Origin of the sequence: Arthrobacter sp. YN, from assembly GCF_002224285.1 — a bacterium.
Lineage (GTDB): Bacteria > Actinomycetota > Actinomycetes > Actinomycetales > Micrococcaceae > Arthrobacter.
In genome coordinates, this window is the sequence record NZ_CP022436.1 from 957,639 (window position 1) to 983,405 (window position 25,767).

The 25,767-nt window shown below is 63.9% G+C and carries 25 protein-coding genes, 1 tRNA gene and 2 pseudogenes; 18 read left to right on the forward strand and 10 right to left on the reverse strand.

Features of this window, described 5'->3' with window-relative positions; translation table 11 throughout:
- The first annotated feature begins 43 nt into the window (after positions 1-43).
- Complete coding sequence (locus CGK93_RS04460) at positions 44-997, forward strand: Lrp/AsnC family transcriptional regulator (RefSeq protein ID WP_089597193.1); 954 nt, start codon at positions 44-46, stop codon at positions 995-997.
- Here CGK93_RS04460 and CGK93_RS04465 read toward each other — a convergent pair.
- Positions 981-2,429, reverse strand: coding sequence for an amidase family protein (locus CGK93_RS04465; RefSeq protein WP_089593775.1), 1,449 nt, complete (start codon positions 2,427-2,429; stop codon positions 981-983). The two genes, CGK93_RS04460 and CGK93_RS04465, sit on opposite strands and share 17 nt — an antisense overlap.
- 267 nt (positions 2,430-2,696) lie before the next feature.
- On the opposite strand from CGK93_RS04465, the gene CGK93_RS04470 reads away from it, so the two are divergent.
- From CGK93_RS04470 to CGK93_RS04480, 3 genes are read left to right on the forward strand one after another with little or no spacing between them, the layout of a single operon-like run.
- Positions 2,697-3,446 carry a DUF5058 family protein gene (locus CGK93_RS04470; RefSeq protein WP_089593776.1) on the forward strand — a complete coding sequence of 250 codons (750 nt, stop codon included), beginning with the start codon at positions 2,697-2,699 and terminating at the stop codon, positions 3,444-3,446.
- 46 nt (positions 3,447-3,492) lie between these two features.
- Positions 3,493-4,230, forward strand: coding sequence for a hypothetical protein (locus CGK93_RS04475; protein ID WP_089593777.1), 738 nt, complete (start codon positions 3,493-3,495; stop codon positions 4,228-4,230).
- A 48-nt stretch (positions 4,231-4,278) separates the two neighbouring features.
- Positions 4,279-5,499 (forward strand): amidohydrolase, encoded by a 1,221-nt coding sequence (locus CGK93_RS04480; protein ID WP_089593778.1) that lies wholly within the window; start codon positions 4,279-4,281, stop codon positions 5,497-5,499.
- Positions 5,500-5,528: 29 nt separating this feature from the next.
- Here CGK93_RS04480 and CGK93_RS04485 read toward each other — a convergent pair whose 3' ends face one another.
- Together CGK93_RS04485 and CGK93_RS04490 are read right to left on the reverse strand one after the other, a co-directional pair.
- The gene (locus CGK93_RS04485; protein ID WP_089593779.1) at positions 5,529-5,714 is read right to left on the reverse strand and encodes a hypothetical protein; all 186 of its coding nucleotides are present in this window, start codon (positions 5,712-5,714) and stop codon (positions 5,529-5,531) included.
- Positions 5,715-5,886: 172 nt separating this feature from the next.
- Positions 5,887-5,959: transfer RNA gene (locus CGK93_RS04490), tRNA-Thr, on the reverse strand.
- A 216-nt stretch (positions 5,960-6,175) separates the two neighbouring features.
- Here CGK93_RS04490 and CGK93_RS04495 point away from each other — a divergent pair.
- The gene (locus CGK93_RS04495; RefSeq protein ID WP_089593780.1) at positions 6,176-6,907 is read left to right on the forward strand and encodes an HAD family hydrolase; all 732 of its coding nucleotides are present in this window, start codon (positions 6,176-6,178) and stop codon (positions 6,905-6,907) included.
- Here the strand turns inward: CGK93_RS04495 and CGK93_RS04500 are convergent.
- Positions 6,904-8,387: pseudogene (locus CGK93_RS04500) on the reverse strand (alpha/beta hydrolase). The gene CGK93_RS04495 and the pseudogene CGK93_RS04500 sit on opposite strands and share 4 nt — an antisense overlap.
- On the opposite strand from CGK93_RS04500, the gene CGK93_RS23995 reads away from it, so the two are divergent.
- A complete protein-coding gene (locus CGK93_RS23995; RefSeq protein WP_232481687.1) occupies positions 8,311-8,520 on the forward strand; it encodes a hypothetical protein in 210 nt (69 codons plus the stop codon). The pseudogene CGK93_RS04500 and the gene CGK93_RS23995 sit on opposite strands and share 77 nt — an antisense overlap.
- Here the strand turns inward: CGK93_RS23995 and CGK93_RS04505 are convergent.
- Both CGK93_RS04505 and tmk read right to left on the reverse strand, forming a co-directional pair.
- Positions 8,507-9,658 (reverse strand): DNA polymerase III subunit delta', encoded by a 1,152-nt coding sequence (locus CGK93_RS04505; protein ID WP_089593781.1) that lies wholly within the window; start codon positions 9,656-9,658, stop codon positions 8,507-8,509. The genes CGK93_RS23995 and CGK93_RS04505 overlap by 14 nt on opposite strands.
- Positions 9,655-10,314, reverse strand: coding sequence for a dTMP kinase (tmk, locus tag CGK93_RS04510; protein ID WP_089593782.1), 660 nt, complete (start codon positions 10,312-10,314; stop codon positions 9,655-9,657). Before tmk ends, CGK93_RS04505 begins: the two co-directional genes overlap by 4 nt.
- A gap of 82 nt (positions 10,315-10,396) precedes the next feature.
- Between tmk and CGK93_RS04515 the strand changes: the two genes are divergently transcribed.
- Together CGK93_RS04515 and CGK93_RS04520 are read left to right on the forward strand one after the other, a co-directional pair.
- Positions 10,397-11,581: a trans-sulfuration enzyme family protein gene (locus CGK93_RS04515; protein ID WP_089593783.1), complete on the forward strand. Its 1,185-nt coding sequence runs from the start codon at positions 10,397-10,399 to the stop codon at positions 11,579-11,581.
- Between the two features lie 10 nt (positions 11,582-11,591).
- On the forward strand, positions 11,592-11,933 hold the full coding sequence (locus CGK93_RS04520; RefSeq protein WP_089593784.1) for a DUF2516 family protein: 342 nt from the start codon (positions 11,592-11,594) through the stop codon (positions 11,931-11,933).
- Positions 11,934-11,936: 3 nt separating this feature from the next.
- Here CGK93_RS04520 and CGK93_RS04525 read toward each other — a convergent pair whose 3' ends face one another.
- A complete protein-coding gene (locus tag CGK93_RS04525) occupies positions 11,937-12,770 on the reverse strand; it encodes a class I SAM-dependent methyltransferase (protein WP_198318444.1) in 834 nt (277 codons plus the stop codon).
- A gap of 70 nt (positions 12,771-12,840) precedes the next feature.
- Between CGK93_RS04525 and CGK93_RS04530 the strand changes: the two genes are divergently transcribed.
- Positions 12,841-13,587, forward strand: a complete 747-nt coding sequence (locus CGK93_RS04530; RefSeq protein ID WP_089597194.1) for a phosphoglyceromutase — start codon at positions 12,841-12,843, stop codon at positions 13,585-13,587.
- 77 nt (positions 13,588-13,664) lie between these two features.
- Here CGK93_RS04530 and phoU read toward each other — a convergent pair whose 3' ends face one another.
- Complete coding sequence (phoU, locus tag CGK93_RS04535; RefSeq protein WP_089593786.1) at positions 13,665-14,318, reverse strand: phosphate signaling complex protein PhoU; 654 nt, start codon at positions 14,316-14,318, stop codon at positions 13,665-13,667.
- Positions 14,319-14,517: 199 nt separating this feature from the next.
- On the opposite strand from phoU, the gene CGK93_RS04540 reads away from it, so the two are divergent.
- Positions 14,518-15,843, forward strand: a complete 1,326-nt coding sequence (locus CGK93_RS04540; RefSeq protein ID WP_232481628.1) for a sensor histidine kinase — start codon at positions 14,518-14,520, stop codon at positions 15,841-15,843.
- Complete coding sequence (locus CGK93_RS04545) at positions 15,840-16,520, forward strand: response regulator transcription factor (RefSeq protein ID WP_020608526.1); 681 nt, start codon at positions 15,840-15,842, stop codon at positions 16,518-16,520. Before CGK93_RS04540 ends, CGK93_RS04545 begins: the two co-directional genes overlap by 4 nt.
- A gap of 94 nt (positions 16,521-16,614) precedes the next feature.
- On the opposite strand, the gene CGK93_RS04550 is transcribed toward CGK93_RS04545, so the two are convergent.
- Positions 16,615-17,151 carry a hypothetical protein gene (locus CGK93_RS04550; RefSeq protein ID WP_089593788.1) on the reverse strand — a complete coding sequence of 179 codons (537 nt, stop codon included), beginning with the start codon at positions 17,149-17,151 and terminating at the stop codon, positions 16,615-16,617.
- 293 nt (positions 17,152-17,444) lie between these two features.
- Between CGK93_RS04550 and CGK93_RS04555 the strand changes: the two genes are divergently transcribed.
- The 6 genes and pseudogenes from CGK93_RS04555 to rlmB all read left to right on the forward strand — a co-directional run bounded on the left by CGK93_RS04555 (position 17,445) and on the right by rlmB (position 22,249).
- The gene (locus CGK93_RS04555) at positions 17,445-17,927 is read left to right on the forward strand and encodes a CarD family transcriptional regulator (RefSeq protein WP_011690592.1); all 483 of its coding nucleotides are present in this window, start codon (positions 17,445-17,447) and stop codon (positions 17,925-17,927) included.
- A 66-nt stretch (positions 17,928-17,993) separates the two neighbouring features.
- Positions 17,994-18,776 carry a 2-C-methyl-D-erythritol 4-phosphate cytidylyltransferase gene (gene ispD / locus CGK93_RS04560; protein WP_198318347.1) on the forward strand — a complete coding sequence of 261 codons (783 nt, stop codon included), beginning with the start codon at positions 17,994-17,996 and terminating at the stop codon, positions 18,774-18,776.
- Positions 18,776-19,333: a 2-C-methyl-D-erythritol 2,4-cyclodiphosphate synthase gene (ispF, locus tag CGK93_RS04565; protein WP_089593790.1), complete on the forward strand. Its 558-nt coding sequence runs from the start codon at positions 18,776-18,778 to the stop codon at positions 19,331-19,333. The genes ispD and ispF overlap by 1 nt, the downstream gene beginning before the upstream one ends.
- Positions 19,326-19,682 carry a hypothetical protein gene (locus tag CGK93_RS04570; protein ID WP_089593791.1) on the forward strand — a complete coding sequence of 119 codons (357 nt, stop codon included), beginning with the start codon at positions 19,326-19,328 and terminating at the stop codon, positions 19,680-19,682. Before ispF ends, CGK93_RS04570 begins: the two co-directional genes overlap by 8 nt.
- Positions 19,683-19,717: 35 nt before the next feature.
- On the forward strand, positions 19,718-21,175 hold the full coding sequence (cysS, locus tag CGK93_RS04575; RefSeq protein ID WP_089593792.1) for a cysteine--tRNA ligase: 1,458 nt from the start codon (positions 19,718-19,720) through the stop codon (positions 21,173-21,175).
- Between the two features lie 80 nt (positions 21,176-21,255).
- Positions 21,256-22,249: pseudogene (rlmB, locus tag CGK93_RS04580) on the forward strand (23S rRNA (guanosine(2251)-2'-O)-methyltransferase RlmB).
- A gap of 344 nt (positions 22,250-22,593) precedes the next feature.
- Here the strand turns inward: rlmB and CGK93_RS04585 are convergent.
- Positions 22,594-23,403: a carbon-nitrogen hydrolase family protein gene (locus CGK93_RS04585; RefSeq protein ID WP_089593793.1), complete on the reverse strand. Its 810-nt coding sequence runs from the start codon at positions 23,401-23,403 to the stop codon at positions 22,594-22,596.
- A 238-nt stretch (positions 23,404-23,641) separates the two neighbouring features.
- Between CGK93_RS04585 and glgX the strand changes: the two genes are divergently transcribed.
- On the forward strand, positions 23,642-25,756 hold the full coding sequence (gene glgX / locus CGK93_RS04590; RefSeq protein WP_089593794.1) for a glycogen debranching protein GlgX: 2,115 nt from the start codon (positions 23,642-23,644) through the stop codon (positions 25,754-25,756).
- The last annotated feature ends 11 nt before the right edge of the window (positions 25,757-25,767 follow it).

The following is a 25,767-nucleotide window of genomic DNA, read 5'->3' on the forward strand; positions in this document are numbered from 1 at the left end:
GGTGAAATTGAGCAAACCCCCGCAGATGGAGGACGGAGCGTGCATGGTGGTGTTTGACGCATTGGAGCGGCAGATCGTTGCCGCGCTCCAACTGGATCCGCGCTGCCCTTGGCGGAAGATGGCGGCGGTCCTTGGCGAGGCAGAACGAACTGTCGCGCGCCGGGGTTCACAACTCGTGGAGTCCGGAGCCGTCGCTGTCGTGGGCATCCGGCCCCGTCCAGCAGTGGTGCTGGTGGAGATGAGATGCCTGCCCGGCACAGTGCGGGCCGCGGCCCACGCTCTGGGGCAGAGGCCGGACACCACCTTTGTCTACACCACCACGGGTACCGGAGACTGCGTGGCAGAGATCCTCACCGAGCCAGCGCGCATGGCCGATGTCCTCTCTGACGAGTTGCCCGCCACTATCGGTCTGCGAGATTCCACCAGCTACCCCGTGCTGCGTTACTTCCGCACCATCCGGGGATGGCGGCCGGAAATCCTCACCAGCGACAAGGCGGACGCGCTCCGGTCCAGTCTCACCCCGGACTCCGGCATCCTGGTGCCGCGGCAGGATTTGAGCCGACAGGACCATGAGCTCGTGGATGCACTCTGCGCCGATGGCAGGATGAGTTTTGAAGCGCTGGGTCGCCGGGTAGGTGTTTCTGAAGCAACAGCACGGCGCCGCACTGAATGGCTGCTGGCCAACAACCAGGTCCACTTACGCGCCATCGTTGAGCCGGCATCCTTTGGCTTGAACGTCGAGGCACTGCTTTGGATCCGGGCCTCCCCACAGCACGTTGAACAGGTCGGCAAGAGCCTGGCGGAGCTACCCACTGTCCGTTATGCGGCGGCGATCGCCGGCAATTACCAGATCATGGCCGATGTCACGGTGGAGGACATGTCAGCCCTCTACCGCTTCATCACGGACTCGGAGTGGGCGCAGCACGCGGTCACTGTGGATGTGTCCATTCTGCTGGACGCCCGAAAGCGTGGCGGGCGGGTCATGCGCGCACGGTAGTGAGGGCCTCGCCGGCCGCTGAAAAAACAGGGGCGATCGCGGCGTAGCCGGTCTGCTGCTCGAAGGCGCGGCCGTAACGGAGCAACTGCATGTCCGTGTAATGGTTGCCGGCGAGCTGCAGGCCGATGGGGAGGCCTGCGGAGCTGAAGCCAGCCGGGACGCTAAGCACTGGCAGCCCTGTGGCGGACAACAGGCAGGCTGAACGCATCCAGTCGAGGTAGGTCTCGGAAGGAACACCGGCAATGTCCGTGGGAAAGCGCAATGCGGCGTCGAAGGGGAGGACCTGGGCGCAGGGGCTGGCGAAGAGGTCGTAGCGCCCAAAGAATGACTGGACGCTGCGTTCCAGGCGAGTGCGGGCCGCGGCTGTCTCGATCAGGTCGCGCGCGGTGAGGTCGAAACCCTTTTGGACGTTCCAGTGCACTTCCGGTTTGATGACGTCTCCAGCGCGCTCCAGGATGGGGCCCAGCCCTGCGGCGAAGTCCACGGCCCGGGTGTTGCCGAACACCAGGTCGGCCTCGCTGAAATCGGGGGTGGCTTCCTCCACGATCGCGCCGAGGCCTTCGAAGACCGCGAGCTGCCGTTCCAGATGTTCCAGGATTTCAGGGTCCACCGGCACCCCGATGCCAAAGTCCCGTGACCAGCCAATCCGAACCCCGCGCATGTCGGACTCAAGGCCAGTTCGGAAGACCTCCGGATCAAGCCCTTCCGGATGGGGCACTCGAGGGTCCTTGCCGGCCGTCACGGACATGAACAGGGCAATGTCCTCCACGCTCCGTGCCATGGGCCCGGTCCTGCCCAGCCACGCGTAGGCGTTGACATCGGACGGCATGGGGATCACCGCCGTCGACGGCCTGAAACCCACCACGTTGCAGAATGATGCCGGGATGCGGAGCGAGCCGCCCATGTCGCTGCCGTCGCCGATGCTTTGGACGCGGGAAGCGACGACGGCGGCCACCCCGCCGCTGCTGCCGCCGGCGCTGAGGGTGGGAGCGTACGGGTTGGTGGTGGTCCCGAAGAGGTCGTTGAACGTGTGGGATCCGGCGCCAAACTCGGGAACGTTCGACTTTCCGGTGCTGACAACCCCGGCCGCCTTTAGCCGGGCGATAATGAGGTCATCGGCGTCGGGAACAAAGTCACGCAAGGCGAGCGAGCCCTGGGTGGTGCGCATCCCGGCGGTGTTGTTGGTGTCTTTGTGCGTCATGGGCACGCCGTGCAGGGGCGGAAGGTCTGCCCCCGAAGCCGTCAGTTGGTCCGCGCGCTGGGCCAGGGCCTGGGCCCCTTCGGCATCGAGGGTCACCACTGCGTTGATCACCGGGTTCACGTCAGCGATGCGCTCCAGGTGGTCGGCCAGGGCTTCGCGGGCAGAGATCTTCTTCTCCCGGATCGCCGCGGAAAGTTCGACGGCGGACAGCTCGCCAATGGTGTCAGGCATGGTGCTCCTTTGCTGGATGTCTACTGCTTGAAGTGTGCCCCGTCACACCTGGTCGCGGAAGTCCGAACCCGGCGAAAGCAAGCTGTGACGGATTCGGCCAAGATCCCGGCTGATTCCGTCAGCTGTTGTGTGTGATCCGGCTCATAGTAAATGGTGTTGGTAACCCCATGGCCGATCTGGTTACTGGGTATTGGTTTGCCCCACAGCACCACATGCCGCACAGCGTCGTCCGGCCGCGGACTGAGGGGCTCACACCCGGAGGTTTCCATGCACCAACCCCTGGCACTGCAACCGTTCGCTCCCACCGATTCGACCGACATCATGGCTATCGCCAACAATCCCGTCCTGTGGATCTGCGTGGCCGGCGTCTTCGGCGTCATCATCCTCCAGTCCGTGATCTTCATGAAGGCGGCCCGACGCGCAGCACCATCCGTTGAGATGAGTCCGCAGGACATCAAGATCTCGTTCCGTTCCGGTGCCGTCTCCGCAATCGGACCATCCTTGGCCGTATCACTCGTAGCCATCGCCCTGCTGGGCCTCTTCGGTGCCCCGGCTGTGCTTTCCAGGATTGGTTTGATCGGTTCCGCTGCGTACGACGTCTCCGCGGCCGGCATCGCTGCAGGCTCCATGGGCGCGAAGCTGGGCGACGCCAGCTACACGCAGAGTGTCTTCGCCGTCGCGTTCTTCGCCATGAGTATCGGCGGTGCCATGTGGATGCTCGCCACCCTGATCCTGACTCCGCTGCTCCGCAAGGGTGATGCCAAGATCCGCTCCGTGAACCCTGCGGCCATGGCCATCGTCCCAGCGGCTGCCCTGATCGGAGCCTTCTCCTGTCTTGGCTTCACCGAACTCCCCAAGTCCGGCGTTCACGTGGTGTCCTTCCTCATCTCCGCCGCAGTCATGGGGTTGTGTCTGCTGCTGGCCAAGAAGCTCGGCAAGAGCTGGCTGCGCGAGTGGGGGCTCGGCTTCTCCATCGTCATTGGGCTGGGTGCTGCCTACCTCGCCGTCGGTGCCTGATCCCCACTCCCAGCCCCTGTCTTTGAGCACGAAAGGAACACCCCGTATGTCTTCCACTACTTCCGCTCCCATCACCACCACCAACTCCGCCATGGCTGACTTCAGCCGCACCACGTCCCGCTGGGGTCAGATCACCATGATCTGTGGCCTGCTGATCTCCGTAGCCGGTCCGCTGTTTCTCGTCTTCGCCAGTGGCCTGGACATAGGCCCCGCACAGCTCTGGATCGCCTTCGCTGCCGTGGCCGCCACCTTCGGCATCATCTGGATCGTGGAGCCACTCACGTACTACCCGATCCTCGGTCCCGCCGCGATGTACCAAGCGTTCATGATCGGCAACATCTCCAACAAGCTCCTTCCTGCCGCTTTGATCGCGCAAACCAATATCGGTGCCAAGCCGGGCAGCAAGCGCGCCGAGTTGGCCGCCGTCGTCGCCATCTGCGGTGCCGCGGCAGTCCACCTGATCTCGCTTGCGATCTTCGTAGGGCTTCTAGGGAGTTGGCTGATCAGCGTGATCCCGCCGTCGGTGCTGATGGTGACCCGCCTGTACGTGCTGCCCGCCGTTCTTGGCGCAGTGCTGGTGCAGGCCATCGTGTCCATGAAGCAGCCCCGCACCACGGTGTTCGCGCTGGTCGTCTCGGCCGTCGTCGTGTTTGTTGTGCTGCCCCTGGCGCCGTCGCTCGCCATGGTGTCAACCGCTATCGCCGTGCTGGGCACCATCCTGCTGGCATGGTTCTTCCGTGGTAAGACCACCATCACCGAAGCGAAGCCGATCCACATCGAATAGCACTCTCCAGCGCCCCAAGCCCCCCACAATCACCAGGAAGACAGGCCCATGACCCACACCGCCACAGCCCTCCACCTCGACGCCCAACAAACCGCCAAACTTCACTCCTTGTACCGGCACCTTCACGCACATCCGGAACTGTCCATGCAGGAGTTCGCCACGGCCGCGCTCATCGAGGAACAACTGGATGGGCTCGGGTTCGAGCACTTCCGGTGCGGCGGGACGGGCGTGGTGGGCATCCTGCGGAACGGTGACGGGCCCGTGGTGGCGTTCCGTGCCGACTCGGATGGCCTTCCCATCGAGGAAGCCACCGGGCTGGACTATGCCAGCACGGATACCGGCACCCTTCCTGATGGCACCACGGTCCCGGTGATGCACGGCTGTGGCCATGACACCCATGTGGCCAGCCTGCTGGGTGCCGCCGAGGTGCTGGCCGGCAATCCGGATGCTTGGTCCGGAACGCTGGTACTGATTTTCCAGCCCGGCGAGGAGACTGCCGCCGGCGCGCTCGCCATGCTCGACGACGGACTGTGGGACAAGGCGCCGCGGCCGGAGGTGGTCTTCGGGCAGCATGTCATGCCTCGGCCGGTGGGCACTGTGGCGATTTCCAGCGGCCCTGTGGCCGCCATGGCAGATTCGCTGCGGGTTACCGTTCATGGCCAGCAGTCGCATGGCTCCCAGCCGCAGGATTCCATCGATCCCATCGTCATGGCCGCGCACATGGTCACCAGGCTCCAGGGGATCGTGTCCCGTGAGCTGGATCCGCGGAAGTCCGCCGTCGTCACCGTGGGGACATTCCACGCGGGACTCAAGGAGAACATCATCCCGGCCTCGGCCGAGTTCACGCTCAACATCCGCACCTTCGACGACGACGTCCGCGGCCAGGTCCTCTCTGCCGTTCGCCGCATCATCGAGGCCGAGGCCGCTGCGTCGGGGGCGCCCGCGCCGGTCATCGAGGAAATGTACGGCTTCCCGCAGTGCTTCAACGATCCCGACGCCGTCCCTCCCGTCATCGAGGCACTGCGGCTGGCGCTGGGGACTGAGGCAGTGGAAATCACTCCGCCGATGATGGGCAGCGAAGACTTCGGGCACTTGGGTACCGCGATCGGAGTGCCGTCCGTGTTCTGGATGTTCGGCGGTACCCCTGCCTCGGGGATTGAAGGCCCAATCCCCGTCAACCACTCGCCGTTCTTCGCACCCGAGCTGGAAGGTTCGCTGGCCGGGGGAGTCGCGGCCGCCGTCGCTGTGCTGATGTCCCGGCTGGGCTAGCATCAGACTCGTGAAGGCCCTTGACCTCGTCACCGTCCCGCCGTGGTCCCTTGCCCCTGGGCTGGACGCCGAACCGTGAGTTGAGAAGACCCCAAGCCCCCTAGGATGGCCACGTCACGGCCCACCGCCATGATGGCCTGCATGGCCACGTTCATGGAGAGTGCTCCGCCGGCTTCAAGGCGAACGATGGTTCCACTGGTGACGCCCGGTTTCACGGCAAGGACCTGCTGTGTGACTACGGCTCAGTACGCGAAATGTCCTATATCTCGAACATTTCGAGAATTTGGGGAAATGCTCGATATTTCCACCATTGAGCTGGGCGGCTCAGTCCCGGACTTAACATGCAAAAACCCCGCTGGTTCAATGAACCAGCGGGGTTTTTCTCTGAGCTTCCTATCAGAATCGAACTGATGACCTTTTCATTACGAGTGAAACGCTCTACCGACTGAGCTAAGGAAGCACCGCGTTCATCGCCGGTTTCCCGGGCGATCACGCAAGACATAACTGTAATAGAGGCACCGTACCCGGGTCAAAACGAGCGCGGTGGCGGCCGTTGCGGGGATGTTCACCCCTGCGTCGGGCCGGGTTCAGGCGGGCGTTTCCCTGCCGCCGGAAGCTGGGGAATCAACTGTGGCGAGGTACACCCGCCACACAGACAAGCCAAAGGAGCCGCTCAATGACCGGGGACGCATTGACCAGGGACGCCAGCCACACTTCCAACCGGCTGAGGCTGGCGGTGGTGGACATGGTGGGCACCACCATCACCGATGATGGCCGCACGGAACGGGCCATGTCCCGGGCGCTGGTAGAGCACGGCATTGAACCCGACGGCAGTAAATTCGAGAGCATGTTGGGCTATGCCCGGGACACCATGGGCTTTTCGAAAATGACCGTGTTCAGCCACCTCTTTGAGGACGCGGAGGTGGCTGCCAGCGCCAACAAGGTCTTCGAGAAGGCGTACGACGAAATGATCGACGACGGCGGCGTCCGCGCCATTCCGGGCGCGGAGGACGCCATCCTGTGGATGCGTGAATCCGGCATGCAGGTGTGCCTGGCCACCGGCTTCGGCCGCCATACGCAGAACATGGTGCTGGAATCCCTGGGCTGGATGGGTTTGGCCGACCTCAGCTTGTGCCCTGCCGATGCCGGACGTGGCCGGCCTTACCCGGACATGATCCTGACTGCCGTGCTCGCCCTGGACCTTGACGACGTGCGCGAGGTAGCGGTGGTGGGCGATACGAGCTCGGACATGTTGTCGGGCATCCGCTCAGGCGCGTCCCTCATCGCCGGGGTGCTGACGGGCTCGCATTCGGAGGCGACGCTACGCGCAGCCGGTGCCACCGTTGTGGTGGATTCCATCAAGCAACTCCCACTGCTGGTGGAGAAGCGCGAAGCCAGGCACCTCTAGCACTTCAGGCCGTCCTGCGGCAGCTTTCCGTCAACAAAGTACTCGTCGACGGCGGTGCTGACGCAGGAGTTCGAGCGGCCGTAGGCTGTGTGGCCCTCACCTTCCCAGGTGACCAGTGAGGCGTTTTCCAACTGCTTGCGCAGCGACTGGGACCACTCCAGGGGAGTGGCGGGGTCGCCGGTGGTGCCCACCACCACGATGGGAGCGGACCCGTTGTATTCAACGGGTGCAGGCGTACGGGTGTTCTTGTACGGCCAGTCCTTGCAGTTGACTCCGCCGTAGGCAAAGAACGAACCGAAGGTGGGGGAGTCCTGGATCAGGCGGGCTTCCTCGGCCCGCATACCCGCGGTGTCGGTGACCATGGGGTAGTCCAGGCAGTTGATGGCCTGGAACGCGAAGGCGGAGTTGGAGCTGTAGCTGCCGTTGGCCTCACGGTCGGCCCCAAGATCGGCAAGCCGCATCATTTGGGACACGTCCCCGGAGAAGGCGCTCTCCAAGGCCTGGGTCAGGGCGGGCCAGCTTTGGTCGTTGTACAGCGGCAGGATCAGTCCGTTGACGAAGTCATTGCTGGTCACCAAACGGCCGTCCTTGGCGGTCTGGGGGTTCTGGTCCACGGCGTTGATGAGGTCCCTGATCTCCTGGACGCCGTTCTCTACGGATCCGCTGAGCGGGCACTGGTTCTGGCCCTGGCAACTGGCCACGTAGGTGCGGATCGCCCGTTCGAAGGCCCGTGCTTGTCCGGCTGTCAGTTCCTCGTTGCTGATGGACGGATCCACGGCACCATCCAGTACCAGACGGCCCACGTTGTCCGGGAAGAGGGCAGCATAAGTGGATCCAAGGAAGGTGCCGTAGGAGAAGCCCAGGTAGTTGAGCTTGGCGTCGTTGACCACGGCGCGAAGGACATCCAGGTCCTTGGCCGCGCTGACGGTATCAATGTGCCCCAGGACATCCCCGGTCTGCTCTGAGCACTGCTCGGCGAATGATTTGTTGAAGGCCAGTGCGGCTTCCAGTCCTTCGTCGGTGTTCTTCCGGAACACTTTTTCGCGGGCAGCATCACGTTCGGCGTCGGTCATGCAGGTGACGGGAGCGGAGCGTTTCACGCCGCGGGGATCAAACCCCACGAGATCGTAGTTGTTCTTCAGTTTTTCGGTGAAGTTGGTGTTGCCTGCATCCTTGATGTAATCCACCCCGGAGCCGCCGGGGCCACCGGGGTTGACCAGGATTGATCCCTGCTTGTTGCCGGTGCTGGGCAACTTGATGACGGAGAGCGTGATGTCGCCGGCCCCGGGGTTGGCGTAGTCCTTGGGCACCTGGACTTTGCCGCACTGGAAGCCGTTCTCGCAAGAACTCCACTCCACCGGCTGCGAGTAGAACTTCTCCAGGCCCTTGGGGCCGAGGCTGCTATGGAGGGATCCACGGTGCTGGTGGACGGCTTGGCCGTGGGTGCCGGCAGGAACGGCACAGTGCAGGCGCTCAGCACCAGCGCGGCAGCTACGGCAACACAGGTAGCCACGAAGCCGCGACGGGCCCCACGCTGGGCGGACCGGTCCCTTGAAGGGGCACCGGCGGGCCGGTGGGGTGCGGACGTCATGGGTTCTCCTATTGCTGGATGAGGCTCGTGGCCATGGACTCGACCGCCAACAGGGGAGCCACGTTGGTGGTGGTGATTCGGACACGGGCTTTGTTGATGGCGTCCATCCGGGCCAGGGTGGTTTCCGGGGTTGAACTGCCGGCGTAGTCTTCCAGTTCGCTCTTGAGCTCAACGTTGACCAGTTCCACAGCGTTCCCCAACTGGATGATCAGCACGTCCCTGTAGAAGGACAGCAGATCTGTCAGTGTACGGTCCAGGGAGTCGGTGATGGACCGCTTGGCCCGCCTTTTCTGGTCGTCCTCAAGCTGTTTGACCTGGCTGCGCATGGAGGGCGGCAGCGTGCCGGACTCGGGGGCGCCGAGGCTTGCCAACAGGGCGATTTTCTCCGCCGCATCGCGCTCGTCATTGGAGCTGTTGGCTTCTTCAGTGGCGATTTTCACCAGCTTCTCGGCCATCATCACCGCGGCTGTGACGCCCCGAAGGCCAAGGGGGATCCGTACGGTATCCAGGCGGCGTTGCCTGGCATCGGCATCGCGTGCCAGCCGCCGGGCAATACCGATATGGCTTTGCGCAGCGCGTGCGGCGCGGTCAGCGAGTTGGCGTTCGACGCCGTCGCGCCTCACCAGGAGATCGGCGACGTCGGATGCCGGCGGAAGCCGAAGGCTCACCGGACGGCACCGGGAACGGATGGTGACCAGGACGTCGGCGGGGGAGGGGGCACACAACATCCAGATGGTGCGGGGCGTGGGTTCCTCGATCGCCTTCAACAGCACGTTGGTGGTCCGCTCGGCCATGCGGTCTGCGTCCTCCACCACGATGATCCGCCACCGGCCAGTCGCCGGCCTGTCGCCCGCTTTGGACACCAGTGCACGGGCCTCGTCGATGGTGATGGTGACTTTCTCGGTCCGCACGAAGGTCACATCAGAGTGGGTCTCGCCGAGAATCGTGTGGCAGGCCGCGCATTCACCGCAACCGCGAAGGGCAACGTCGTCCTGCTCGCAGTTCAGCGCTGCCGCGAAGGCCTTGGCCGCATTGGAGCGGCCGGATCCCGGCGGCCCGGTGAACAGCCACGCATGGGTGAGGCCGGTTTCACCCTGCGCCGCCTGCTTCAATTGCGCTACAACGGGCGCCTGCCCTTGGAGGTCGTCCCAGACACTCACGGACGGTCGCCCGGAATGCGGTCACGCAGCAAAGATTCCACGCGTTCAAGGATCTGAGCGGCGAGGGTCTCAATGTCGGAATTGGCCGGCAGGACCAGGTAGCTCGACGGTGTGGCCTCGGCGAGTTCCAGGAAAGCATGGCGGATGGCGGCGTGGAACGCATCAGGCTCGGACTCCAGCCTGTCCTCCGTGGCGTCCCCGGCAGTCCGCCGCCGGCGGCCATCTGAGGGGTCGACGTCGAGCAGTACGGTCAGGTCCGGGCGCAGGCCGTCGGTGGCCCATTGGTTGAGCGTCAAGACGCCCTCGGCACCCAAGCCGCGTCCGGCACCCTGATAGGCCACCGACGAGTCGATGTAGCGGTCAGTGATGACCACCGTTCCCTCAGCCAAGGCAGGGCGGATCACCTGGCTCGCATGGGCGGCGCGGGCTGCAGCAAACATGAGCGCTTCCGTGCGGGCATCGATGGTGCCGTGCCCATGGTCCAAGACCAGGGAACGCAATTTCTCGCCAATGGGGGTGCCGCCGGGTTCCCGTGTGCGCAGCACGGAAAGTCCCCGCGACTGGAGGGCGTCAGAGAGCCGGGCGGCCTGCGTGGACTTGCCCGCTCCGTCCCCGCCTTCGAAGGCGATAAAAAGACCTGGGCTCTGAATACTCACGCGTCTAGCCTACCGAGCTTCACTGACATCAAGACGCGTAACGCCTTTCATCCACAGCCTTGCCCGCGACTACGCTGAAACCATGAGCCTTTCCGATCAGCATGCCGCCGATTTGTCTCCGGAAACCGTTGTAGTTGCTGCCGGCCGCCCCGAACGGGCCCACGATGAGCCGGTGAATCCGCCCATCGTCCTGTCCTCCACATACTTCGGCACAGGTTCCTTAGGCGACGGGGACCGCGGCTACGGACGGTACGCCAACCCCACGTGGGACCCGTTCGAAGACGCACTCGCCAAGTTGGAAGGCGCCACCCTCCCGGGCCTGCTGTACGCCTCCGGTCTCGCAGCCGTCAGTTCCGCACTCTCCCTGGTACCTGCCGGCGGCGTCGTTGTCATGCCGTCCCACAGCTACGCGGGGTCCCTGGTGATGGCCACGGAGTTGGCAGAAAAGGGTTTCCTGGAGCTGCGCACCGTAGACATCACGGACACGGACGCCGTGAAGGCCCTCATCAGCCCGGACAACGGCAAGAAGGCCGATCTCCTCTGGCTGGAGAGCCCCACCAACCCCATGCTCGGCATCGCCGACATCCGTGCACTGACCGATGCCGCGCACGCAGTGGGCGCAATCGTGGTCACGGACAACACTTTCTCCACGCCGCTGGTGCAGCAGCCACTCAGCCTGGGGTCCGACGTCGTACTTCACTCGGTGACCAAATACCTGGCCGGGCATTCGGACGTCGTCCTTGGCGCCCTGGTGACCTCCAACCCGGAGTTGCGTGCCACCCTGCTGCACCACCGCATCATCCACGGTGGAATCGCAGGCCCGTTCGAAGCATGGCTGGCGTTGCGCGGCCTGCGCACGCTGGCGCTGCGGATTGAGCGCTCGCAGGCGTCCGCGGCAATTCTCGCCGAACGCCTCAGCAGCCACCCCCGGGTGGAAACCATCCGCTACCCGGGCCTCCCCACCGATCCCGGACACGAGCGCGCCAAGGTACAGATGAAGGGCTTCGGCTCCATCCTGTGCATCCAGATCGCCGGAGACGAACACCGCAACGGTGCCGACGCAGCCGATGAGCTGGTCCGCGCGCTGCAGCTCTGGCTGCCCGCAACGTCGCTGGGCGGGGTCGAGTCACTGATCGAACGCCGACGCCGGCACACAGCCGAGCCGCTCAGCGTTCCGGAGAACCTGGTCCGCTTGAGCGTCGGAATCGAAAACGTGGAAGACCTCTGGTCCGACCTTGAGCAAGCGCTGAAGTCGCTGGACGGCTAGGCTAAAGGGCGTGGACGGAAAATTCTTGATCGCGATTGTCACCAATGCGGTGTACTTCATCCTTGGCTTGGTAGCCCTTGCCTTGGAAGTGTGGGCCTTCGCTGACTGCCTGCGCCACCGCCCGACGCTCTTCGTGGCCGCTTCCAAGCGGACCAAGACGTTCTGGACTGCGCTCACCGGCATTGCTTTCGCCATCGGCGCACTGACGGTCTTCACCGGCGGAAGCGGCTTGGGCCTCTTCGGCATCGCTGCAGTCACCGCGGCCTGCGTGTACCTGGCCGATGTCCGTCCCGCCCTGCGCGAGGCCGGCAGCGGCGGCAACCGCAACGTCGGACCCTACGGTCCCTGGTAAGCGCTACCGGGGCGCCACCGCGTCCCACGCCACTGTCACTTCACCGAGGCGCCACCGCGCCGGTCCGTCCTGAAGCGGCCATCCGGCGTCGCGCAGTGAACGGCACATGCCTGTCCACCTCTGCCGGTTTCCGAACGACGCCAGAGGTGCCGCCTCCAGCCAGGCCTTGTCCATCGCCTGCAGGAATGCGTGAATCGGTTCGCCGGGAACGTTCCGGTGAATCAGGGCTTTTGGCAGCCGCTCAGCGATCTCCGACGGCAGCTCGAAACTGCCGAACCGTACCGAGAAACTGAGGCTCAACGGGCGCTCGGAATCCAAGGCCACCCACGTCACCCGGCGGCCGATCTCATCACACGTGCCGTCAATGAACAGGCCACCCGGCGCCAGCCGCGACTGCACCAGCTTCCAAATCCCGGCAACGTCGGCTTCCTCGTACTGGCGCAGCACATTGAAGGCGCGGACCAGCACCGGATTTCCGGGCACGGGAACCTCGAAGCCCCCAACGTGGAAGCTCAGGCCGGGCCGCTCCAGTGCTTTGGCGGTCCTGACACGCTCCGGTTCAATCTCGATCCCACAGACGCGTACATCCGGCCGTACGGACTGCAGGCGTTCAAAAAGCTCGACGGCGGTGGTCGGCGAAGCGCCATACCCCAGGTCCACCACCAGGGGCTCGACGGCGGCGCGCAGCCTCCACGCCTGAGGCCCGGCAAGCCAACGGTCCAGGCGGCGCATGCGGTTGGGATTCGTGGTGCCGCGGGTGATGTTGCCGATCGGTTTGCCTGGCAGGTTGCCGCCCCGACTGCGGGGAGAGCCCACCCGTTCCGCTTTTTGCACCACGGCCCCCACTTTATCTCGCGCGGACGTAATGCCGGGCAGGCAATGGAGCCGCTCGGCTAGGATGAAAACCATGACTTACAAGCTGATTCTGCTGCGCCATGGCCACAGCGACTGGAACGCCAAGAACCTGTTCACCGGTTGGGTGGACGTAGACCTGAACGATCAAGGCCGCGAAGAAGCAGTCCGCGGTGGAGAGCTCCTGGTGGAGAACGACATCCTGCCGGACGTCCTCTACACCTCGCTCCTGAAGCGTGCCATCAACACCGCCAACATGGCACTGGATAAGGCCAACCGCGGCTGGATCCCGGTCAAGCGCGACTGGCGCCTGAACGAACGCCACTACGGCGCGTTGCAGGGCAAGGACAAGGCCCAGACCCTTGCCGAGTTCGGTGAAGAGCAGTTCATGGAATGGCGCCGCAGCTATGACACCCCGCCGCCGCCCCTGTCCGACGACAGCGAATTCTCCCAGGCACACGATGTCCGCTACAAGGATCTTGGTGACGCACTGCCGCGCACCGAGTGCCTCAAGGACGTCCTGGTACGTCTGCTCCCTTACTGGGAGTCGGACATCAAGGAAGACCTCAAAGCCGGCAAGACCGTCCTGGTCACCGCGCACGGCAACTCCCTGCGTGCCCTTGTGAAGCACCTGGACGGCATCAGCGACGACGCCATCGCCGGGCTGAACATCCCCACGGGCATCCCGCTGGTCTATGAACTGGACGAGGACTTCCAGCCCATCAACCCCGGCGGAACCTACCTGGATCCCGACGCCGCAGCCCAGGCCATCCTCGCGGTAGCCAACCAGGGCAAAAAATAACGCTTGAGCACTACACGACGGCGGCCGGTCACCTGAGGTGACCGGCCGCCGTCGTTGTTTCTGCGGTATAAAAAGGGCTAGAAGCCTTCAGGCTGCCATTCGCCCGTCACCAGGTAGGTGACCTTGCGGGCTACGGAGACGCCGTGATCAGCGAAGCGCTCGAAGTAGCGGCTGGCCAAGGCGACGTCCACGGTGGTGGATGCGCTCTCGCTCCACTCAGGGGCGGCGATGGCCTTGAAGACGCTGAGGTGGAGGTCGTCCACGGCGATGTTGATCTTGAGGATGTCGCGGGCTACCTCGAGGTCGCGGGTCTCAAGGAGCTCGATGACCTTGGAGGTGATTTCGATGTCGTGCTGCGCCATGGCCTTGAAGGTCTGGGTCAGCGAAGCGGGGATCACAGTGGCCGGGTAGCGCAGGCGCGCCAGCTGGGCTACGTGTCGGGCGAGGTCACCCATGCGTTCCAGCGACGCACTCATGCGCAGCGAACCCACGATCATGCGGAGGTCGCTGGCCACGGGACCCTGCAAGGCAAGGATGTCGATGGCGCGCTCGTCGAGGCTGTTCTGCAGGAAGTCGATCCGTGCATCCGCCGCGATGACGTCCTGGGCAAGATCCACGTCGGCGCCTTCGAAGGACGTTGTGGCCTTCGTGATAGCTTCGTGAACCAGCTTGGAGATCTCGATGAGGTCGTCACCTACCTGGGTGAGCTCCTCCTGAAAAACCTTGCGCACTAAGGCGTCCTTTCTTTGGAAATCCGGTTCCCTTGATGCGGGCCGGACTTCAAAACCATTGGCAGTCCAACCAGTAACTGTGTCAGGAGCCAGTGAACTGTTCGGCACCTTTAGATGAACGTTAGTTGAACCGTCCGCGTTTGGCGCCGGATCAATGCTTGTCCGTCTTTCCACAGCATAAGCTGGAGCCGTGGATCCATTGCTCATAGGTGTCGTCGCCGGCCTCGTTGGCCTGTCGTTGGGCGTCTTTGGCATGCTCGCGTTCAGGATCAGTGAGCGGCAGCGGAGCATTGTGGACCTGGACGTTACTGAGCCCCGCCTTCCTGACGGAGCTGCGGAAGTGCTGGCCGTCGTCGGGCGTGCGTTTGTTGTGGTGGACGTGATCGACGGCGTGGTGCGCGCGAGTCCCGCTGCGTATGCCTACGGCCTGGTCCGCGGTCACACAGTGGTGCACAAGCAGCTCCTGGACATGACTGCCAAAGTCCGCCGCGACGGTGTGATCCTGGAGAAGCAGTACGAGCTTCCCCGTGGTCCTTTGGGCAAGGGAACCATCGTGGTGCAGGTGCGGGCCGCCATGCTGGGCCAGGAATACATCGTGCTCCTCGCGGACGACCGCACGGAAATCACCCGCACCGAAGAGATCCGCAACGACTTCGTGGCCAACGTGTCCCACGAGCTCAAGACTCCCGTCGGCGCCATCTCCCTCCTGGCTGAAGCTCTGGAAGCCTCGCCGGATGACGAGGAAGCCGTACGCCGCTTCGCCAAGCGCATGCACAAGGAATCCGGCCGGCTCGCAGCCCTGGTGCAGGACATCATTGAACTTTCCCGCCTGCAGGGTGCCAACGTCGCCCAGCAAGGGCACGCGGTGGACATCAACACCGTGATCACCGAGGCAGTGGACCGCTCGCAGCTGCCGGCGGAGAGCAAGAACATCCAGATTGTGGTGGGCGGCCATTCAGACTCACTGGTCTTCGGCGACCGCGACCTGCTGGTGACTGCGCTGCGCAACCTGATCGACAACGCCATCCGCTACTCACCCGAAAACACCCGGGTGGGAGTGGGCATCCGAACCCGGGAAGGCGTCGTCGCCATCTCCGTGACGGACCAGGGCGAGGGCCTGACACCCGAGGACCAGGAACGCGTTTTTGAACGCTTCTACCGCGTTGACGCCGCACGATCGCGGCACACAGGCGGCACCGGGCTTGGCCTGAGCATCGTCAAGCATGTGGTCTCCAACCATGGCGGCGAGGTGACCGTCTGGTCCCAGCCCGGCCAGGGGTCCACGTTCACCATCCGCCTGCCGGAGATGGAAGGCCAGGAGGACGACGGCGCCCTGCCGGCTCCCGCTGCCACAGCGGACGCGTCCGGGGAACGCAAGGTGCCTGCTGCCGCCGTCGAACCCCACCGGGCGGTTAACAAAGCCAACAATACGATTCAACAAACCCCTATCGCGGGTCAACAGCCCCATATCGCGGGTCAACAAGGGGGCGCCAGCGGCGCCCAAGAGCAAGGAGCCAGCGCTTGAGCCGGATTTTGATTGTGGAGGACGAAGAGTCCTTCAGCGACCCTCTGTCCTATCTCCTGGGCAAAGAGGGCTTTGACGTCGAGGTAGTGGACAACGGCAGCGATGCCTTGGTGGAGTTCGACCGGAACGGTGCAGACCTGGTCCTCCTGGACCTGCAACTGCCAGGAACTCCGGGAACGGAGGTGTGCCGTCAGTTGCGCCAGCGTTCCAGTGTGCCCGTCATCATGCTCACGGCCAAGGACTCGGAGATCGACAAGGTGGTTGGCCTGGAACTCGGCGCCGACGACTACGTCACCAAGCCCTACTCCTCCCGTGAGCTGGTGGCCCGCGTCCGTGCAGTCCTGCGCCGACAGGGCGAGCCGGAGGAGCTCATCACGTCCACTGTGCAGGCTGGTCCTGTCCGCATGGACATTGAGCGGCACGTGGTCAGCGTCAACGGCGAACAAGTATCACTGCCGTTGAAGGAGTTCGAACTGTTGGAGATGCTGCTCCGCAACTCGGGCCGCGTGCTGACGCGCGGCCAGTTGATAGATCGTGTGTGGGGTTCGGATTACGTTGGAGACACCAAGACTCTGGACGTTCACGTGAAACGCCTCCGCAGCAAGATCGAGCCCGATCCCTCTGCACCCCGCTATCTGGTGACGGTGCGTGGACTCGGTTACAAGTTCGAGCCGTAAAGATTTCGCTGCAATAGCTGCGGTAATGACAAAAGGAAGGGTCCCGCCTCGGCGGGACCCTTCCTTTGTTGTACGGCTTGCAGCGTGCTGCCTGCTAGTGGCCGGCTGCTGCGGATTCGGTGGACGTCGAGGTCGACGTCGGCGTTGCCGTGGGAGTCGGCGTGGTGGGCAGGTACTTGGTGTACTCAGCCAGCGTGCCATCGACCACCGGAACGTTGATCGTGGCGGAGTCCGACCCGCTGCGGATGGTGACCGGAGTCAGTCCACCGGGGATCACGCCTGCGGTGCTCAGAATGGCGGCGTCCGTGGTGTCGTTCAACAACGTTTCCGAATTGGCCTTGACCGGGATCTCCGTCTGGGCGCCGTTCGCGCCGCTGACGGTGAGCGTCGCATCAGTGCTGGACTGGTTGAAGACGGCGCCGATCACGCGGCCGGGCTCGTTCTCACCGGAGGCAACAATCAGGATGTTGCGCAACTGCAACTGACCGAGATCAGCTTTGATCCCGTCCGATGCCGAGTACTGGTGGGTAGTCTGCTGGGCGTTGACGAATCCGCAGCCGGTGACGGACAGAAGACCGACGCCGATTGCAGCCGCCGCAATTGCCAGCTTGCCGCGCTGGACAGGGTTCATCGCAGTATTGCGCACGACACCTACTCCTCAAGAGTCATTGGAACACTTTTCAGCCATAGCCTATCGGCAAACCCGCCAAAATAAGGATTCGGGAGGCCATTATGGCGACGGCGGCGGAGGAGATCTTGGTCGCACGTTGCTTGCTCAAAGCATCTTTACCGGATTACGTCAAGACCTTGGAGGAAGTCGTTTAAGGCCTTTTTCCCTGTATTGGCGCGGTAGAACGGCCTGCTGGGTGCCAGTCGTATGCCTTAAACGTGATAGACTAATCTGCGGGAAAGGGGAAAGTCCACATGGTTTTTGAGGTCGGCGAGACAGTAGTTTACCCTCACCACGGTGCAGCAAAAATTGAGGAAATCAAGATGCGCACCATCAAGGGCGAAGAGAAGATGTATCTCAAGCTCAAGGTGGCCCAGGGTGATCTGACCATTGAAGTTCCAGCAGAGAACGTTGACCTTGTTGGGGTCCGGGACGTAGTGGGCAAAGAAGGCTTGGAGCACGTTTTTGACGTTCTCCGCGCCGAGTTCACTGAAGAGCCTACCAACTGGTCACGTCGTTACAAGGCGAACCTGGAGAAGCTTGCTTCAGGCGATGTCATCAAGGTGGCGGAGGTCGTTCGCGATCTTTGGCGTCGTGATCACGATCGCGGCCTTTCCGCAGGCGAGAAGCGGATGCTGGCCAAGGCGCGGCAGATTCTGATTTCAGAACTGGCCCTGGCTGAGAAGACAGACGAAGAGAAGGCTGCAAGCGTTCTTGACGAGGTCTTGGCTTCCTAAGAATTGAGCCCCGGTGGTGCGAAAGCGCCGCCGGGTTTCTTTTTGCCACAAAGTACTCTGGTGACCATGAGTAATCCTTCCAAGCGCGCCGTTACGGCCGTGATCGTGGTTGCCGCCGGTTCCGGTGAGCGCCTCGGCTACGGCATGCCCAAAGCCCAGGTTCCGCTGGGCGGCGAAGCCATTCTGATGCATGCCCTCCGTGGGGTGGTCGCGGCGGACGTCGCCCGCCAGATCTGCATTGCAGTGCCTCAAGGCGACACGGAGCTCCGCGAGCTGATCGCCGATTTCACCATTGACCTGGTGGATGGCGGCCCGGAAATCTCAGTGGTCGACGGCGGATCATCCCGTGCGGATTCCGTCCGGGCTGCTTTGGCTGCTTTGGAAGACGGTACGGAATTCGTCCTCGTGCACGATGCTGCCCGTGCCTTGGCCCCGGAGCGCGTCTTCCAGCGCGTAGCCGACGCTCTGGCCTCCGGCGCTAAAGCTGTCATTCCGGCCATGCCGGTGGTGGACACCATCAAGACCGTCGCCGAGACCACGGGAACGGACTCGTCCATTGCACCGGAGGTCGTCACGGGAACGGCGCCGCGAGAACACCTCAGGGCCGTGCAGACGCCGCAAGGCTTCGAGCTGGCCACCCTGCGCCGAGCCCACGGGGCTGCTGGACTCTTTGACGACAAGCAAGCCGCAGCCGTGACGGACGACGCCATGCTGGTGGAGCTGCTGGGCGTTCCGGTCCACTCCGTCCGCGGGGCCAGCCAGTCCCTCAAGATCACCACTCCGCTGGATCTCATCATCGCTGAAGGCCTCCTGGAAGGTCCGCTGGGGATTCGCTGGGTGGAGGGCTGATGACGTTGAGCCAGGACATGATCCTGCCCCGCACCGGCATTGGTATAGACGTACACGCGTTCGCCCCCGATGACGATCCCCAGCCTCTCTGGTTGGGCGGGCTCTTCTGGGAAGGCGAGCAGGGACTCTCAGGGCATTCGGACGGCGATTGCGTGGCCCACGCAGCAGCCGACGCGCTCTTCTCCGCCTGCGGGATCGGGGACCTCGGCACGCACTTCGGTACGGACCGGCCCGAGTTCGCCGGTGCCTCCGGAGTCAAACTCCTGGGTGAAGCTGCCCGCATCGTTCGCGCGGCCGGCTTCGAGATCGGCAACGTTGCGGTGCAGTTCGTGGCCAACCGTCCCAAGTTCGGTCCCCGCCGGGGAGAATCCCAGAGGGTCCTGACCGAGGCCGCGGGCGCTCCGGTCAGCGTCACGGCAACTACCAGCGACGGTCTCGGCTTCACCGGCCGGGGCGAAGGAATTTCCGCTGTTGCCACCGCCCTTGTGTACCCGGTCACCGGGCATAAGGTAACGGCGTCCGAGCCGGGCCCCGCGAAAGGTGCGCCACATGCCTAAGTCATGTGCCGGCGTCGTGCGTTCCGCACTGGCGCTGTCCGCAGGCCTTGCCGCGGTCTTCCTGCTGGGCGGTTGTGCCGGGACACCAAAGATGGACGTGGCGGCCAGTTGCGAGTTCCTGAACAACGACACCTTCAAGCCCGATGGCAACCAACAGCAGCAGTCCAAACAGATCGCCGCGCACTATCACGAGATCGCTGACAAGCTGGCTCCGGAGATCGGCAATCCGATCAAGGACATGGCGGCGATCATGGATGAAGCGGCGGCTTCATCGCTCGGCGCAGCAACCAAGGACCAGCAGGAGAAGCTCACGGTCCAGTTCAATAAGATCGGCGAATACTGCAAGTAGGCAGGTCATGGCGCGTCATCGGCTAATCTGGAGCGGTGACCCTGCGCTTCTATGACACCGCCTCCGCCGAAGTCCGCGACTTCGTTCCCCTCGAAGACGGCAAGGCCAGCGTCTACTACTGCGGGGCCACTGTCCAGGGAATGCCGCACGTGGGCCACGTCAGGTCGGCCATTGCCTTCGACCAGCTGACCCGCTGGCTTGAATTCCGCGGCCTCCGCGTCACTGTGGTGCGGAACGTCACCGACATCGACGACAAAATCCTTGCCAAATCTGCCCAGTCCTTCGGACCGGACTGGGACGCTGAACCCAGCGCGCGCCAAGCTGAAGAATGGTGGGCGCTGGCCTACCGCTACGAGCAGGAGTTCGAGGACGCCTACGACTCCCTGGGAGTCCAGCGGCCAACCTACGAGCCCCGTGCCACCGGCCACATCCCGGAAATGCACGCGCTCATCCAGCGCCTCATTGACCGCGGCCATGCCTACCCCGCGCTGGACGATTCCGGCGATGTCTACTTCGACGTCCGCTCCTGGAGCAAGTACGGCTCGCTGACGCGTCAGAATATCGATGACATGCAGGGCGCGCCCGACGCCGACCCTCGCGGCAAGCGCGACCCGCGGGACTTCGCGCTGTGGAAGGGTTTCAAAGCGGGCGAACCCGTCACCGCCAAGTGGGATTCCCCGTGGGGTGCCGGACGTCCCGGCTGGCACCTCGAATGCTCGGCCATGGTCACCAAATACCTTGGCCCGCGGTTTGATATCCACGGTGGGGGACTGGACCTTCGCTTCCCGCACCACGAGAACGAGATGGCCCAGTCCCAAGCTGCCGGCGACGAGTTCGCCAACTTCTGGATGCACAACGGCATGGTCACCTTCGAGGGCGAAAAGATGTCCAAGTCCATCGGCAACACGGTGAGCCCGGCCGAAATGCTGGAGCTCGCATCGCCCCGGGTGGTCCGCTACTACCTGGGCCAGGCGCACTATCGCTCCATCCTGGATTACCGGCCCACCTCTCTGCAGGAGGCCGCTGCCGCCGTCGAGCGTATTGACGGTTTCATTGCCAAAGCGTCGGCCAGGATCAGCGGCGGCTCAGCCGCTGAGGTAGCACCGCAGGCCAACATGCCGGCGGCCTTCATTGCTGCCATGGACGACGACCTGAATGTTCCGCAGGCGCTGGGTGTGCTCCACGAGACCGTGCGCGCGGGCAACACCGCGCTGGCCTCCGGCGACCTCGACGACGCCAAGGCTGCCCTCTACAGCGTGCTCTCCATGACCGAAGTTCTTGGCCTTGATGCGGTCAAGCGTCCGGAAGCTGTGCAGGGACGCGAGCATGCCGCATTGGAAGTGTTGATTGACGCTCAACTCGCGGCCCGGGCTGCGGCCAGGGCCAACAAGGACTGGGCCGCATCCGACGCGATCCGCGACACCTTGGCCGCCGCGGGCGTCGTCGTCGAAGATGGTGCGGACGGGGCCACCTGGAGCCTCAAACGCGACTGACAAACGGCCGCGCCGCCCGAATTGCATCGGGTCAGTAGACTTGATTCCAGACTTACTCACAAAATCAAGGATGGAATCTCATGGCCAACAATGGTCGCCGGTCGGTCAAGCAGAAGAAGGGCCCCACCACCGGAACCGGTGGCCACGGCCGCAAGGCCCTGGAGGGCAAGGGTCCCACGCCCAAGGCGGAGGAACGCACCTACCACAAGGCATACAAGAACAAGCAGCTGGCTGAACGCTCAGCTGCCAAGCGCGGACCGGGCACCCGCCCCGGTGGCGCCGGTGCACGCTCCGGCCCCAAGGGACGTGCAACCGAAGAGCTGGTCACCGGCCGTAACTCGGTGGTCGAAGCCCTCCGAGCCGGCATCCCGGCCAAGGCACTGCACGTGGCTATCCGCATCGAGATGGACGACCGCGTCAAGGAATCCCTCAAACTCGCGGCTGAGCGTGGCATCCCCTTGCTCGAAACCGGCAAGGTTGAGCTGGACCGCATGACCGAGGACGCTGTCCACCAGGGCCTCGTCCTGCAGATCCCGCCGTACGAGTACGAGGACGCCTACGACCTCGCAGAGACAACCCTGGCCAAGTGGAAGAAGGGGCACATCTCCAACGCCCCCATCTTCGTTTGCCCTGGACGGCATCACCGACCCCCGTAACCTCGGTGCGATCATCCGCTCCGTGTCCGCGTTCAGTGGCCACGGCGTGATCGTTCCCGAGCGTCGCTCCGTGGGCGTCACGGCGTCCGCGTGGAAGACCAGCGCCGGTGCCGCTGTCCGCGTACCTGTGGCCCGCGCGTCGAACCTCAACAACGCGCTCAAGCAGTTCAAGAACATGGGCATCTACGTCCTGGGCCTGGACGGCGACGGCGACGTCTCGCTGCCCGACCTCACCGTTGCCACCGAGCCTGTCTGCATCGTGGTCGGCTCCGAAGGCAAGGGCCTCAGCCGGCTCGTCCGCGAAAACTGCGACCAGATCGTCTCGATCCCGATCGACTCTGCCATGGAGTCGCTCAACGCATCCATGGCCGTCGGCATCTCGCTGTACGAAGTGTCGAGGCAGCGCTCCGCCAAGTAGTCCTTGGAAAGGCGGCGTTGCCGTCATCCTCCGCGTGCTCGCTCGTTCCTCGCTTGGACGCACGCTTCCGGATGACGGCCACGCCGCCTTTCGTGCGCCTGGAGTGCAACGCTCTATCACTTCCCTCGGGCTTGAACGGCACGTTCTCTCACATCCCTCGGGCTTGAACGGCACGTTCTCTCACATCCCTCGGCTTTGAGCCGAACGCTCTGAATTCTTCGGGGCCACTTACTTTCGGTGCTGGTCCCAGTACCCCAGCGTGCTTTCCTTCACTCCGAGCCCTAGGGATGTGAGAGAGGATCGGCCGGAAGGGCTCGGGATGTGAGAGAGGATCCGTGGGGGAGTCAGAAGTCGCGGCGGTTGACCAGCACAGGGAGTTTTTGGCGGGCTTCCTCCACCACGGCGGGGTCCAGGTCGTGGAAGATCAGGCCGGGTTCGCCGTCGAGGGCCTCCAGGACCTGGCCGAACGGGGATACGACGGCGGAGTACCCCACCCCTGTGGGCGCGGCACCTTTAGGCTCAACGCCCTGAGTGGCGGGATCGCCCTGGCCGCACGCGAGCACGAACGTGGTGGTGTCCACGGCGCGGGCGCGGGCAAGAAGTTGCCACTGCTCGGCTTTGCCCGGCCCGGACCCCCAGGACGCCGAGACGATGTTCACCACGGCGCCGCGATCGGCGTTGGCCGTGAACAAGGCAGGGAAACGGATGTCGTAGCAGGTGGCCAAACCGAAGGTGAGGCCGCCGGCGTCGAACGTTACGGGGTCTGTACCCGCCTCAACGGTGTCCGACTCAGCGAAGCCGAACGCGTCAAAGAGGTGGATCTTGTCGTAGCTCGTCTCGACGCCAGGGCCGGTGGCCAGCAGCGTGTTCCGCACGCGTCGCGCCCCAGAATCCGAAGGAGCGCCGGGGGTGAACATCCCGGCCACGATCACCAGCTGCAGTTTGTCGGCAAGGGCGCGCACCCGGCCGGCCCAGGGGCCATCAAGAGGTTCGGCGATGTCCAGCAGTGAGTTCCCGAACGCGCGCATCATGGCTTCGGGGAAGACCACCAGTTCGGCGCCGCCGCCTTTCGCCAGACGGGCGTATTCCTCCAGGAGCCGCAGATTGTCGGCCAGATCCCGGCCGGTGATGACTTGGGCGAGTGCCACGCGCACGATAGAACCTCCAGTTGTCTCCGTCCCAGTATGCCAAGCGGGCGGAATAACAGCCGGTCCATGCGACTTATTCACGTAGTCCACCCGCCGTGAAGGCGGCTCCGGAACAGCGTTCCAGCACGTGAGCGGCCCAAGTAATCCGGCCCTCAGCAGGCAAGTAATCAAATCGCGATGTGGAACGTCGTCACATGCGCGGCCGGCGCGGCACATACTTGGCGTGGAACTAAACTTGCAAGCAATGGTTATGCCTATTTTTGACACAGCAGCCGCCGTCGACGCCTCGCGGCCACGGCCCCTCGGACTGAGCACGCCCCAGCCCGGCCTTGACAATGCCGAAATGACGCAGGACCACCAGGTGAACGTGGCAGTTTTCGCGCCCGACCTGAAAGAGGTGGAGGTCGCCTTCCAGGCTCCTGGAGAGCCGTGGCGCGCCCACATCCTTCCCAATATTGAAGATGGAGTGCACTTCGGGCTGGTCAGCGGGATGCCGCCGGGCACCCGTTACGGTTTCCGCGAGGCACCGTCCGAGCGCGGCTTCCCCTTGTCCTTGCCGGCTGTGGACCTGGACGACGACGGCGAACATCGCCTGTTGCTCGACCCCTACGGCCGCGCTGTGGACCAGCGGGGCGAGTTCCTGACCAGTGTGCACGTAGAAACAGGTTTTGACTGGGGCGACGATCGTCCGCCCCGCATTCCTTTGCGGACTTCCGTCATCTACGAAGCACATGTTCGTGGACAGACGATGCTGCACCCGGACATTCCGGAGCACCTCAGAGGTACCTACGCCGGCATGGCACATCCGGTGATGATCCAGCACCTTACCGAGCTCGGCATCACGGCCGTCCAGCTCCTGCCCATCCATTTCCATCTGGATGAGTCCCACCTCCAGGACCTGGGCATGACCAACTACTGGGGCTACAACACGGCCGCCTTCTTTGCACCGCATTCGGACTATGCCACGGAGGCAGCGCGCAACGCCGGTCCCCACGCGGTACAGGACGAGCTCAAGGGCATGATCAAGTTGCTGCATGCGGCGGGCATCGAGGTCATCCTGGACGTGGTGTACAACCACACCGCCGAAGCTGGTCCGGATGGACCGCCCTTGAGCTTCCGTGGACTCGCAGAGGAGCGCTACTACCGGCACGATGCCCATGGGCGTTACCTGGACACCACCGGCTGTGGAAACACCTTGGACTTCAGCGATCCCGTGGTGGTGGACCTGGCCCTGGATTCCCTGCGGTACTGGGTGAACGACTTCCACGTGGACGGCTTCCGCTTTGACCTTGCCGTGACCTTGTGCCGCGACGCCGGCAACACCTTCGACCCCCAGCATCCCTTCCTGCAGGCCATCGCGGAGGACCCGGTATTGTCCGAGGTCAAGCTCATTGCCGAGCCGTGGGACGTCGGTTACGGTGGCTGGCAAACTGGCCGTTTCCCCCACGGTTGGTCGGATTGGAACGACCACTTCCGTGACGGCGTCCGCAGCTTCTGGCTGTCCGACCGCGCTGCCATCGAAGCAGGCGGGCAGGGCGGTTCCGTGGCATCGTTGGCTGAACTCATGGCCGGTTCCGCAAACCTCTTCGCATCCTCCGGACGTACCCGGCTTGCATCGGTCAACTTCATCACCGCCCACGACGGTTTCACGTTGAAGGACCTGGTGAGCTACGACCGTAAGCACAACGAGGCCAACGGTGAGCAGAACCGCGACGGCCACGGCGATAACCGCAGCTACAACCACGGTGTGGAGGGGCGGAGCGAGAACGAGGCCATAGTGGCCGCCCGCGCCCTGTCCATCCGCAACCTGATGGCCACCCTGCTGTTGTCCTTCGGCGTCCCCATGATCACGGCAGGCGACGAAATTGGCCGGACCCAGCAGGGCAACAACAACGCCTACTGCCAGGACAACCCCACGGCATGGCTGGATTGGAGCCGCACCCAGGAAGCCAACGCCATGTTCCGGACCACGCGTGAGCTGGTCCGGCTCCGCCGCTGGTTCCTGCGCCACCAGCCTGAGAGTTTCCCCGGCAACGCGAACAATTCCAGCCTGCAATGGTTCGACGACAAAGGCCAGCGGATGACTCCCGCACGCTGGAACGATCCCAATGTGCGCTCCGTCCAGCTCCTGATGGGGCACGAGGACAGCGAAATCCGTGGCCTGATCGTAGTGAACGGAAGCAACCAGGATGTGAAGATGGTGCTGCCGGAGATCCTGAGTGAAACGGGCATCGGCAAGCGCATGTTTGAGCTCCGCTTCACAACGTCGGTGCTCCATGAACGGCGGAAGGGCGCGTTGGTGGCCTCAGGCGAGCGGGATATCCTGCAAGCCAACACCATCAACATCTACCGCACGTAGGCACTCACCCT